The organism is Desulfovibrio sp. ZJ369, from assembly GCF_011039085.1.
Classification (GTDB): Bacteria; Desulfobacterota; Desulfovibrionia; order Desulfovibrionales; family Desulfovibrionaceae; genus Desulfovibrio.
Genome location: NZ_JAAKEI010000002.1, coordinates 1 through 12,128 on the forward strand (window position 1 = coordinate 1; position 12,128 = coordinate 12,128).

Below are 12,128 nucleotides of genomic sequence, written 5' to 3' on the forward strand. Positions count from 1 at the left end.
CCAGGGAAACATTTCCCCGCTGTCGGGGGAAGCAATCAGCAATGCGTTCATATTGTTCTTTGGTTATGTTCATGGGGCAAGTATACCCCATGAATATAATTCGTCAAATAGCGTGAACAGGCCCTAGGGCGTCGTTCTTTCCCCGGTTTCAGCCGCGGGCGGAATTTCCCCGGCGGCTCCGGCTTTTGCTGCGGGCGTGTTTTCCGTGCGCTCTTTGGCTTCTGCCGCGGCTTTCTTTTCCGGCAGCGGAGCTTCCACCACAGTGCCGTCGGGCTCCACCATGGACAGGGCGCGCACCGGGCAGGCCTCCATGCAGGCAGTGATTTTTTTGCCGTTCTCTTCACGCCAGGCGCGGCACATGTCGCAACGCACCGCCACTTCGCGGCGGGTGCGCTGGGCCATGGTCTCGGCGTCGTCCGCGCTCAGATCCGGCATGCCGATGCTGTCCAGGGAAATGGTGCCGTAGGGGCAGACGGCAATGCACATTTTGCAGGCAACGCAGAACTGCACGCGCATGGTGATGCGGCCGTCCTCCTCCTGTTGCAGCGCGCCGGTGGGGCAGATATTGCAACAGGGCGCGGGATCGCACTGATGGCAGCGCACTGTCGTCTTGAAACCCTCGGCCTTGACCACCTGCACGCGCGAGACCAGAACGTCGCGGTGCTTCATGGCCTCCTTGAACGTCATGCCGTGGTGGGCGGCAATGCAGGCCACCTCGCAACGGCGGCAGGCGCGGCATTTGTCCGGGACGACCTGGATATGTTCAGTCATGCTCATAATGATTCCTCGGATTCCACGCGCAGGGCCAGGAGCGTGAGTCCGTGCCCTTTGCTGAAATGGATGTTTTCGCCGCCGCAGGCCGGGCAGACAAAATGCCGTCGGGTCAAATCAAAGGCATGCCCGCAGTCCGTGCAGCGGCAGGCCAGAGGCGCTGTGCGCAGGCTGAGCGTGGCGCCTTCAGCCAGGGTGCCTTCCGCAAAAAGCTCAAAGCAGCCGGTCAGGGTCCGGGGTTCCACACAGGCAATCAGTCCGAGCTCGCACTCAATTTCCTGAATCCGCGCCACGCGGTTTTCAGGATGGGCCGCGTTATGCTCCTCCACGGCTTTCAGGGCCAGATCCAGCAGGCCCTGAACCAGACTTGCTTCGTGCATGCGGCTCCTTTCTTGGGGAAAGCCGTAATTCTTTACCGCTGCCTGGTCAGGCCGCGCGGCTTTCCTCAGCGCTCGGTGCAGGAGACGCAGGGATCAATGCTGTTGGTGATCAGGGCCACGTCCGCCACCTTGCAGTCGCGCATCATCACGCCCAAAGCCTCCCAGTTCATATACGAGGGCACGCGCCATTTGAGGCGGGCCGGCATATCCGTGCCGTTGGTGCGGATATAGTAAAAGACTTCGCCGCGCGGGGCCTCGGTGCGGGCGCAGGCCTCGGCCGTGCGGATCTGGCGCATGGGCGCGACCACCGCGCCCTGAGGCACGCGCTCGCAGCATTGGCGGATCAGCTTGAAGGATTCAAATATCTCGTTCAGGCGTACCTTGGTGCGGGAATGTATGCAGCAGCCTTCCTCAAGGAAGGACTTGAATTCCAGTTCAGGGTAGGCTGCGTAGGGCGAATCCTTGCGCACGTCCACCGGCACGCCCGATCCGCGGGCCACCGGGCCTACCACGCCGAGGCGCACGGCGTCCTCGCGGGGCAGCAGCCCCAGGCCTTTGGTGCGGCCGAGCACCATGCTGTTGGTCTCGTAAATTTCGCGGATCTCCTCCACAGCGGGCTCAACCTTGGCGATCATCTTCACAATATACTGCAACAGCTCGTTGTCCACATCGCACTTGACCCCGCCGATGCAGTTGGAAGCCAGGTTCATGCGGTTGCCGTACACGGTTTCCTTGATGTCCTGCATCATTTCGCGCACTTCCATGACATGCATGAACAAGGACTTGAAGCCGATGATATGCGCCTGAATGGCAGTGTTGAACAAATGCGAGGCAACCCGCTTGATTTCCTCGGCCAGCACCCGCAGATAGCGCGCCCGCTCCGGGATGTCGATGCCCAGCACGTTCTCCACGGCCATGCAGTAGGTAAAGGAATGGCTGTTGGAGCAGAGCGAGCAGACCCGTTCGGTAAGGGTGGTGTTCTTGATCAGGCTGCGCTGGGTGGCCATGGCCTCCATGCCCCGATGCACATGGCCAGAGGTCAGCTCCACGCGGCGCACGGTTTCGCCTTCCACCGTGAGGTGGAAGTAGACCGGTTCCTCCAGGGCCACATGCACGGGCCCCAGAGGCATGGTAAAGGTGCCGCTGCTCATGAGCGCTTCTCCTTATCCTTGAGGATGCGTTCCCAAAGGTCAGTGGTACAGGCGCCGTTCATCATGATCGAGAGGGGCACGGCCTCATTGAGAATGCCCTCGTCAAGCTCTTCGTCCAGGAACAGGCGGCGCGGATTGGGGTGGCCGCTGACATTGATGCCGTAGAGCTCCATCATTTCCCGCTCGTGCCAGTCCGCATTGGCGAAGAGCGGCGTGATCGACGGCACGGTGGGCCATTCGCCGTTGAGCGTCACCGTAAGGTTGTAAATGATGCCTTTGAGCTCGAAATGATAGCAGACTTCCTGCATGGGCTCGCTCAACTGGCGGCGGTTGTAGGCCGTGATCATGGTCAGGCGCGCCCCCGCCTCGTGCAGCAGCGCGGCCCCCTGCGGCAAAAGGCGCGGGGTGTCCAGCCTGAACCAGTGAAAAGCGTTGCCGTAGCTGTCCGTACTGTGGTGCACGGCGTCGGGTTCGCTGCAGAGCCGGGAAATGCCCTCGATGATCCGGGCGTCGCCGTGGATGAGGTCTTGCATAGGGTGTCCTTCTTTTTCCATAGTTCCGCTCCGGCTCAGTCTTTGGTGGGCACGGCCGAAGTGACGGCGCGCTCCGCGGCAGCGCCGGAGGCCGCGGCGGGCAGGCGGCAGGCATTGCGCTTGGCATCCTCGATCTGGCGGCATTTGGGGCAGATCCTGCGGATCAGCTCCGGATCCAGCTCCGGATTGTGGGCATACAGCCGCTCGGCCAGATGCAGGGGGATGGGCCGCATCAGCGTGCCGCAGTGGGCGCAGGGTTCATACTTGATGGTATGCTGTTCCACACGCTTGAATTTATCTGCTTCCGGATGGGCCGAATGCCAGTCCGTGCTGATGCTCATGGCGCCGGTCGGGCAGTAATGGCGGCAGGAGGCGCAAAGGCAGCAGGAATTCTGCCAGATAGTAATAGTGTAGCCGCTGCCGTCGTCAAGAGGGGTAATGTTGATGGCCCCGGCCGCGCACACGTCGCGGCACATGCCGCAGCCCATGCACAGATCGGGATCGACCCTGGCCCGGCCGCGCAGGCGATCCGGGGTGAAGGTCTCGCCCAGGGGGAAAGGGTCGGTGCTGGGGCCTTCCAGCAGGTTGCGGAACAAAACTTTCAGAAAGCCCGCCATATCAATCCTCCAGGCCAGTTGTGGCGCTTTGGGGCTTTTTTGCGGCCAGCAGGCCGCAGAGATGACGACAGATGCCGCAACGCGTGCAGACATCCCGATCCGCCGGGGAACGGCGCTGCAACGCCGCAAGCGCGCTCTCACGCCGGATGCGCGGCCGCCGCAGGCTCTTCAGCCAGTGGCGCAATGTGGCCCTCATTCCTCCAGCCCCAGCTTTTTCAGCCAGATGGAGCGCGCCAGCACCACGCCTTCCAGAATGGCCTGGGGCCGCGGCGGACAGCCGGGCACATTCACGTCCACCGGCAGGTAGCGGGCAATGGGGCCTTCAATGGAATAGCCCTCGCGAAAGACCCCGCCGGAAATGGGGCAGATGCCCACAGCCACCGTGACCTTGGGGTCGGGAATTTCATGCCAGACCCGCAACACGCGGTCGCGCACTCTGGTGGTCAGGGGGCCGGTGATCAGCACGATATCCGCGTGCCGGGGGCTGCCGCAGTATTTGCAGCCCAGACGTTCCACGTCGTACCGCGGGATGCAGGCCGTGGTAGCCAGCTCCACATCGCAGCCGTTGCAGGAGCCGGCATTGATCCGGAACAGCCAGGGCGAGCGCACCGAAAGTTTTTTGAGCATCATATCCAGAGCCACAGCGGTCTCCTTCAGGGCAGAGGCAATGTTACTACGACGCTGTATGTCTGTCCGGCGTAAGTCGCAAGCCTTGCCCGCCGGTTTGGAAAAAATTTTGTCGTCGCCAGAAAAAAATTCTTATTTTTATTTTTATGGCCTGCGCCGGCTCCGTGCCCCGGCTTTTTTGCCCTCGCGGGAGCCGGGCGCGAGAAAGGCCGGGCCGGTATCGTTACATGACCCAGACCAGAATCAAACTGCACAGAGCCAGAGCCGTGGGCACCGTCACATAAAAACGAAAGGCCTGATCTATGCGGAAGCGGCCGGTGGCCGACTTGACCAGTGTCAGGGAAAGCAGCATCAGCGCCAGACACTTGAGCACGAACCAGATCAGATTCACCGGCCACAGATCAGATATAGTGCCGGGAAAGAAAAGCGCCACCCCCAGACCCAAAACTACAAAGGTCTTCAGCGCGGACGTGATTTGAAAAAGCGCCAGCAGCGGGCCGCCGTACTCCAGCAGCGGGCCTTCGATGATTTCGGTTTCCGCTTCCGGGATATCAAAGGGCGCCACGCCCATGGTGCCGGGCAGAAAGATCAGATAGGCCAGCAGGGCCGGGATCATGGCCGGATTAAAGCCCAAGGAGCCGGTCTGCTGCTGCCAGGCGACGATCTTGAGCAGGGAGAATTCGGCTCCCCACGCGCCGCCCGCAAGGCCCTTGCCCACGAGCATGGCCACGGACAGCAGGATCATCAGCAGCGGGGTCTCATAGGCCAGCATGAGCAGCATCTCGCGGGAAAAGCCCACAGCCCCGAAGGGCGAGCTGGAGGCCGATCCGCCCAGCATCAGGGCCATGGCCGGGATGGGCAGCAGATAGAAGATCACCAGCAGGTCGCCCATGTTGAAGAGGCCCTGGAACACGCCGGGGATGGGAATAAAGGCCGCGCAGACCGCCATGCCCGTGAAGCCGAAGACCGGAGCCAGCAGAAAGGCCGGACGGCAGGCTGTCCTGGGGATCAGGGTTTCCTTGGTCAGCAGTTTGGCCAGATCCAGCCAGGGCTGCACCAGCGGCGGCCCCACGCGACGCTGGAGCCGGGCCTCCACGCGGCGGTCAAGACCTTTGAAGAAGAAGCTCACGGCCAGGGCGAAAAGCCCGCCGGGAAAAATGCACATATGCAGGATCGCAAGCAGGGTGTCGCTCATGCACGGTTCTCCTTGGGCGCGGGGCGCGCCCCGCCGGGCAGGCCTGAAAGGCCGCCGTAAATGCTGGACGGGGCCATGCGGCTGGTGGCGGTTTCAGGGGGCAGGCCGCAGGCATGCACGTCGATTTCGCGCAGGCGCGTGAAGCGGCGTACAAACCACCAACCCGCCAGGAAGGCCAGCGCCGCCATCACGAAGAGGCCGGTGGCGTTCCAGGCGCCGGGCCCGGAAAGCACGCCGGAAAGGCCTGCATCCAGGGGCATGAGCCCGTATTCGGACAAGATGCTGTTGATGGGCAGAAGCGCCAGACCCGGAAAAACACCGGTGAGCACGCAGCCCAGGCCAAGAAGAGCCATGGGAACGCGCATCACCCGCGGAGCTTCGCGCACCTCGTCCAGATCCGTGGCGGGCTGGCCCAAAAATGCCGCGTGCAGGAACTTGGCCACATAGGCCAGGGTCAGCACGCTGCCCACCAGGGAAAGAAGGGCCAGGAACGGTTGCCCGGCCTGCATCAGGGCATGATAGATCAGCCACTTGGAAGAGAAGCCGCTGGTGGGAGGCACGCCGACCAGCGAGAGGCCGGCAATGGCGAACATGGCCAGGGTGAAGGGCATCTTGCGGCCGATGCCGCCGAGATCGTCCAGGCTGTCACGGTGCGTGGCGAACATCACGGCTCCGCAGATCAAGAAGAGCAGATCCTTGAAGAAGACATGGTTGATCACATGCAGCATGCCGCCCGCGTAGCCCAATATGCCCCCTGCGGCCACGGTCATGACCATATAGCCGAGCTGGCTGACCGTGGAGTAAATGAAGATCAGCTTGATGCCGCTGGTCCGCAGGGCCTGCACAGCGGCCATGATAATGGTGATGCCGCCGATCCACATGACCGCGAGGCGGATCAGGCCCTGCTCGAAGCCGCCCAGAATGCCCGCCACGGCATAACCGCCGCCCAGGAGCAGAAAGAGCTTGATCAGGCCGATGATCGCGCTTTTCAGGAGCACGGACGAGATGTAGCCGGAAACCGGCGTGGGCGCGAGCGCCGGGTGCATCTGCCAGTCAATGCGGAAGGGCAGTTGCGCGGCTTTCATCACAAAACCCACGGCCAGCAGAGCCATGCCCAGCCAGGCCGCGCCCGGCGACAGCGCGGACGAGAAACGGGTCAGCGCTTCAGGCGTAAAGGGCGCGAAGGGGCCCAGCACGCAGATGCCCACAAAAAGAAAGCCCGCGCCCAGAAGGTTGAAGGAAAAGTACTTGAAAGCTTCGCGCAAGGAGGCCTTGTCCCCTTCCTGGGCAATGGCCATGTACAGGGTCCAGGAGCTCATGATTTCCCAGAACAGGAAGAAACTGAGCAGATACTGGCTGGCCGCCATGCCCACAAGGCCGCCGCACATGCAGGTGAAGGCGCAGTAAAAGCGCCACTGGCTGTGGCTGTGCTCCATATAGCCCACGGCGTAGGCCATATTCAGCGCGCCGATCAGGGGCACGATCAGGGCAAAGCAGAAAGAAAGCGTGTCGAGATCCCGCCCGTAGATCGCCACCAGCAGAGCCGTGACCAGGAGCACGGCCACGCTGCTCCAGCCCGCCAGCTTGCGTTGCCCCGCGAACAGAGCGGGCAAGAGCGCGCCGAACACCGGCAGCAGCACATACACGGGCCAGAAGACGCTCATGCTCGTGATGATGCCCGGATCGCCGGCCGTGGGCGCATAGCAGAGCGAGGCCACAGGCAGCACCAACTGCATGGGCAGTTGCGGCGCCAGCCCCAGGAGCAGGCTCAGAGCCGCCAGAACAAGCAGGCTCAGACGCATGCTGAAGGGAGCCTCCTGCACATCCGGGAGGTGGGCCGGGCGCTCCACAAAAACCAGGGTTTTCAGAATCCGGGTGTAGTATATCGCGCCCACCAGGGAGCCGATCAGAATCAGGGCCGCGAGCCAGATGTGCCCGGTCTGCACCGCGGCCTGGATCATCAGGAATTTGCTGTAGAAAGCCCCGAAGGGCGGCAGGCCCATGAGCGACACCAGACCGACCGCCATGCAGGCCACAGTCCAGGGCATGCAGCGGCCCAGGCCGCGCAGATCTTCAAGCTGGCGGCTGCCCGCGCGCATGATCAGCGCGCCGGCGCCCAGAAAGAGCAGATCCTTCATGACCGCATGGTTGATCACATGCCAGAGCGCGCCGGCCGTGGCCAGCCAGGCGCCCAGGCCCAGAACCAGCGCAATCTCGCCGATCTGGCCCAGCGTGGAGTAGGCCAGCATACGCTTGATGTCGTTCTGGCGCAGGGCCATGAGTTCGCCGTAGACCAGGGTGGCCACGCCTGAAGCGGTCAGCGCCGTGCCGAACCATGACAGGCCGAACAGGCCGCGCAGCCCGGCCGTGGCTTGCCCGGCATTGATCAAAACAAGGCTGACAATGCCGAAAATGCCCATTTTGGTGATGATGCCGGACAAGGGCGCGGACACCGAGGAGGGCGCGGCCGGGTGGGCGTCGGGCAGCCAGGAATGCAGAGGCACAAGGCCCGCTTTGACGGCGAAACCGGCCAGGCTGAGAATCAGAGCGGCTTGCAGCCAGAGCGGAAACTGCGCGGCGGCCTGGGGCGCCGCGGCAAAGAGGCTGAGCAGAAACAGGCCGGGCAGCATGAACAGGGCGCCGCCCGCGCACATCACATAGTATTTGAGGCCCGCCTCAAACGCCGTGCGCCTGCCTTCATGCACGACCAGGAAATAGGAGGCGAAGGTCATCAGCTCCCAATAGCCATACAGGGCGGCCGTGTCAGGAGTGGAAACAATGCCTGCCAGGGAGGCGAAGGTCAGAAGCAGGAAAAACCAGTACCAGCCCCGGCGCTCGTCGTGGATATAGCCCAGGGAATAGACCCCGACCACCAATGCCACCAGGACGATCAGCGAGAGGAAGAGCCGGGCCGCGGGCGGGCTGGGGATGATCCATACGGCGGCAAAGGCCAGGGCCGGAAACAGGGCGGCGATCAGCGGAGCCGCGCGCAGGCGCAGGAGGAAGGCCAGACCCGCGATGAACGCGCCGCCGTAAAAACACCAGTAGGCCGGATGCACGGGCGCGTGCAGGACCTCAAGGCCGAAATGCGCGCCCAGCCACGCGGTCAGCGGATCGCGCAGCAGACCCAGGGCGGCCACGGCCAGAGCCAGGGCAAACATGATCAGGCCGCCCAGCGCCCCGGATGTGGCCGCAGAAGCGGCATCAGCGGAAGGCTGGGATTCTTCCAGGCAGACGCGCCGCACGGCGTCCACATACAGCCAGATGAACACGGTTCCGCACGCGGCCGCCAGCAGAAGACAGAGCATGCCGCCTGCGGGGACCGCTTGCAGCAGGCCCTGGACCATCAGGGCGCGCGCCTCAGGCAGCAGAAAGGGCGTACCGCCCACGGCGGCCAGCAGACCCAGCGCAAAAAGGGCTCCGGACCAGGGGAGCCTGCGCCCCGCGCCGCGCAATTCGTCCGGGCGCAGGGCGCGCCCGGTTGGCGCGAGTCGGGCCAGAGCGGCCAGTGCCAGCAGCCGGGCCGCAATCTGGAAAAGGACGAACAGCCAGAAGCCCGTCTGTGCCGCTGGATTTTGCGCGGCCAGGGCCATGCAGGCAAGGCCCGCGTCATACAATGCGCCCCAGAGGATCAGGCGGCGGGGATTGCCGCGCTGCAACACGGCCTTGACCGTGGCGAACAGCAGAATGAGCGCACCCGCCAGAAGCGGCAGAAGCAAGCCGTCAGCCGTGAACAATGGTGTTGTCATAGACGCCCCGTGTAGTGATGAACTCCTCCGGCTCTCGTCTCGGGCCGGACCCATGCGCCGCAAGGCCGGGGTCCGGCTGCCGGACAGACCGATCCGGCAGGGCAGGCGCAACGCCTGCGTGAAAAGCTGCTCGTGAAATAAAATGCCTGGGGTCAGATCTCCTGAAACGCGCTTGCTGCAAAGCTGTCATATCCCGCGCAGCGACGTTGCACAGCGAAAATGGATCTCGCGGCAGTTCACGACAGCTTCGCGCAGTTTCCGTTTTGCGCCTTGTCGTCCGAAAAAATGCAGCTTTTCACAGACGGCATGGCATAAAGGCTGACCTTGGATGGCTGCTGTTTTAGCCCACTTCAGGGAGCGGCGCAAGCGGGGAGCATGGATTGCAAAAGGCGAAAAATGCTGGAACCGGCTTGTACAGCCGCCTGACGGGCTTATGAATTTTTTTTCACACGCGCACGGCGTCTTTGCCTCCTGTGCAGGGCTGACGCAGAAGATGCGTCAGCCCTGGCCTCCTGTGGCGGCGAGCCGGGCTTTCCCGCCGCCCGAAGGCTTATTCTTCGCGCAAGGTTCGGGCCATCAGGCTTTTGACCACCTCGCGCGCGGGCCGGCCCTGGTAAAGAATCTGATGCACCGCGGCAGTGAGCGGCGCGTCCACGTTCAGGCGGGCCGCCAGCTCGTGCACGGCGGCCGTGGTCTTGACCCCTTCGGCCACCATGCCCAGGCTGCCGGTTATCTCTTCCAGCCGCTCGCCGCGCCCCAGGCGCAAGCCCACCTGCCGGTTGCGCGAAAGATCCCCGGTGCAGGTCAGGGTGAGATCTCCCAGCCCGGAAAGGCCCATGAAGGTGCGCTCCCGAGCGCCGCAGGCCACGCCCAGGCGGCTCATTTCCGCAAGGCCGCGGGTGATCAGCGCGGCCCGGCTGTTGTGGCCGAGGTTCAGGCCGTCGCTGACCCCCGCGGCAATGGCCATGACGTTTTTAAGCGCTCCGCCCATTTCCACGCCGATCACATCCGTGCTGGAATAGCAGCGAAAGGTCGCGCCGGAGAAAATTTCCCGCAGGCTGCGCCCCAGGTTTTCGTCGCGCGCGGCCAGCACCACGGCCGTGGGCAGGCCCTGCAAAACCTCGGCCGCGAAAGAGGGCCCTGAAAGCACGGCATATCTGGGGTGGAGCCCGGCCAGAGCCTCTGCCGCAACAGTGCTGCAAGGGGCCAGGCTGCCGGTTTCCAGGCCCTTGGCCGCGTTGACCAGCACCAGGCCCGGCCGGAAATGCGCCTTGTGCGCCAGAAGCCAGGAGCGCAACTGCTGGCTCGGCACTGCCAGCACCAGCAGATCGCGCTCCAGCACGGCCGGATCCGTAGAGGCCCTGAGGCCCGGGGCCAGGGCAAAGCCGGGGAGATAGCGGGGGTTCTCATGCCGGGTGTTCACGGCATGGGCCACAGCCGGGTCGCGCAGCCAGAGAGTGACCTGATGGCCCCGCGCGGCCAGCAGATGCGCCAGCGCGGTGCCCCAACTGCCGCCTCCGGCCACGCTTATGGGCGTTGTCATGGGTAGTGGGTCAGGCATGGCGCAACTCAGAATCCCAGGCTTGATTCCGGGCCGGGCCGGTCGGGCAGCACTGCGCCGCTCGTGGCCATCCGGGCGTTTTTTTTATTGAAACGCACCAGAAACATGCCGCTGAAACGCTGTTTTTTATAGACTTCGACGCGATACAGGGTGCCGCCGCGATCCACGGAAAAACGCGGCATGAAGTCTTTCAGACGCAGGGTCGTGCCGCTTTCGTCGCGGCGGCCGCCGTCATAGCCGATGGCATTGACCCTGAAATCCTCCCGCGGGTGGATGCGTACGCTCTCCTCCACACCGAGCACGCGGCCGAAAGGCACATCTTCCTCGCGTCCGTCCACAGTGACGCGCACAGCGTCCAGGCTTTGATCCACCTCGCGCCAGTCCGGCTTGATCAGGGTGATGGTGCGGTTGCCGTAATGGATGCAGAGTTCCCCGTCCCGGCCTTGCGGGCAGGGCAGCACAGCCATGATCGGCTTGCTTGTCACGGCCTTGGCCGGGCTGCCCTTGGGCAGGGGCAGGTAATTGATGGCCGGGCGCACATCCTCCAGGGGCAGAAAAATCCGATTCTCCGCAAAAGACACGCCCAGATTGTCCCGCAGCGCCGCGCGCACGCCTTCAGGCGTCAGCGCGAAGTCGCGTTTGAAGCGCACCCCGGCCTGACGCAGAAATGCTTCGATCATGTTCAGGTGGTAATAGGCGCGCAGCTCTACGGGAAATTCCTTGCTGGCCTCCAGGCCGAAGGCCGCCTTTCCGTGGCGCACTGCGTAGTAGGAAAGGCTTTTTTCCATTTCCTTGTCCCCGGCGGCGGTGTTGGTATTGTGCACATGCAGAACATGCCGGGGTTTGAGCAGCGCGCGGTTGACCTCTTTTGTCACCTGCGCGGCCTCGCGGGCCAGCGCCCCCATGAAGACGCCGGGTTCCAGCGTCTCCTGATCGATGATCACCGACTGCCCCCAGCGGGCCGGATTGCAGAGGTAATTCTCGTACTTGCTGCGGTAGTAGCCGCTGCCGTCGTGCAGATTGAGCACCAGGGCCACTTCCTGGCAGCGGATCAGCTCCTGGATGCGGCGCACGGTGGGAAATTCCGGGTCAGTCTCGTCCAGGCGGGCGAATTTGCGGTTCATGTCGCCGTGCAGGCCGCGCGAGCGCCTGATGATGCTCGGAAAATTGAGATTGGGCACCACCCAGACAGCGCCGCTTTCGATTTCATAGCGGGTGGCCAGGAGGGTAGCCGCGGAAAAGCCTCCGGGCTCGTCGCCCTGGATGCCGCCCACCACCAGCACGGCACGCGAAGCATTTCCCAGCCGGATGGTGGTGAAGTCCAGAGGAAAAACAGCGGAATCAAACGCCCGCGCGCTCGCGCTGCCGGTAAGCCAGAGGCAGACAAACAGAGTCAGCACGCCGCCCGCGCGGGTGACGCGCGCAAACTGCCGGGAAAAAACCGGCACTGCCTGGGCAGGGCCGGAGGAGTTGCCTGCGTGTGCCTTCACTGCCTGTTTCCTGATTTTCTTGCGGAAGATAATACGCTCTTTGCGGCGCAGGCG

General features: G+C 63.7%; 11 protein-coding genes. All 11 read right to left on the reverse strand.

Annotation, left to right across the window (positions count from 1 at the left end; translation table 11 throughout):
* Window positions 1-123 precede the first annotated feature (123 nt).
* Window positions 124-777 (reverse strand): 4Fe-4S dicluster domain-containing protein, encoded by a 654-nt coding sequence (locus tag G7Y51_RS00660; protein WP_241160085.1) that lies wholly within the window; start codon window positions 775-777, stop codon window positions 124-126.
* Window positions 774-1,151: a hydrogenase maturation nickel metallochaperone HypA gene (locus G7Y51_RS00665; RefSeq protein WP_165174503.1), complete on the reverse strand. Its 378-nt coding sequence runs from the start codon at window positions 1,149-1,151 to the stop codon at window positions 774-776. The genes G7Y51_RS00660 and G7Y51_RS00665 overlap by 4 nt, the downstream gene beginning before the upstream one ends.
* Window positions 1,152-1,216: 65 nt before the next feature.
* Complete coding sequence (locus G7Y51_RS00670; protein ID WP_165174504.1) at window positions 1,217-2,302, reverse strand: nickel-dependent hydrogenase large subunit; 1,086 nt, start codon at window positions 2,300-2,302, stop codon at window positions 1,217-1,219.
* Window positions 2,299-2,835 carry an NADH-quinone oxidoreductase subunit C gene (locus G7Y51_RS00675; RefSeq protein ID WP_165065338.1) on the reverse strand — a complete coding sequence of 179 codons (537 nt, stop codon included), beginning with the start codon at window positions 2,833-2,835 and terminating at the stop codon, window positions 2,299-2,301. The genes G7Y51_RS00670 and G7Y51_RS00675 overlap by 4 nt, the downstream gene beginning before the upstream one ends.
* 35 nt (window positions 2,836-2,870) lie before the next feature.
* Entirely contained in the window at window positions 2,871-3,452 is a 582-nt protein-coding gene (locus G7Y51_RS00680) for a 4Fe-4S binding protein (protein ID WP_165174505.1), read from the reverse strand.
* A gap of 1 nt (window position 3,453) precedes the next feature.
* Complete coding sequence (locus G7Y51_RS00685) at window positions 3,454-3,648, reverse strand: hypothetical protein (protein ID WP_165174506.1); 195 nt, start codon at window positions 3,646-3,648, stop codon at window positions 3,454-3,456.
* Complete coding sequence (locus G7Y51_RS00690) at window positions 3,645-4,082, reverse strand: NADH-quinone oxidoreductase subunit B (RefSeq protein WP_165065512.1); 438 nt, start codon at window positions 4,080-4,082, stop codon at window positions 3,645-3,647. The genes G7Y51_RS00685 and G7Y51_RS00690 overlap by 4 nt, the downstream gene beginning before the upstream one ends.
* 220 nt (window positions 4,083-4,302) lie before the next feature.
* Window positions 4,303-5,274, reverse strand: coding sequence for a complex I subunit 1 family protein (locus tag G7Y51_RS00695; RefSeq protein WP_165174507.1), 972 nt, complete (start codon window positions 5,272-5,274; stop codon window positions 4,303-4,305).
* Window positions 5,271-9,023: a proton-conducting transporter membrane subunit gene (locus tag G7Y51_RS00700; RefSeq protein ID WP_165174508.1), complete on the reverse strand. Its 3,753-nt coding sequence runs from the start codon at window positions 9,021-9,023 to the stop codon at window positions 5,271-5,273. Before G7Y51_RS00700 ends, G7Y51_RS00695 begins: the two co-directional genes overlap by 4 nt.
* Window positions 9,024-9,573: 550 nt before the next feature.
* The gene (locus G7Y51_RS00705) at window positions 9,574-10,584 is read right to left on the reverse strand and encodes an NAD(P)H-dependent glycerol-3-phosphate dehydrogenase (protein WP_165174509.1); all 1,011 of its coding nucleotides are present in this window, start codon (window positions 10,582-10,584) and stop codon (window positions 9,574-9,576) included.
* An 8-nt stretch (window positions 10,585-10,592) separates the two neighbouring features.
* Window positions 10,593-12,074, reverse strand: coding sequence for a M14 family metallopeptidase (locus G7Y51_RS00710; RefSeq protein WP_165174510.1), 1,482 nt, complete (start codon window positions 12,072-12,074; stop codon window positions 10,593-10,595).
* Window positions 12,075-12,128 lie beyond the last annotated feature (54 nt).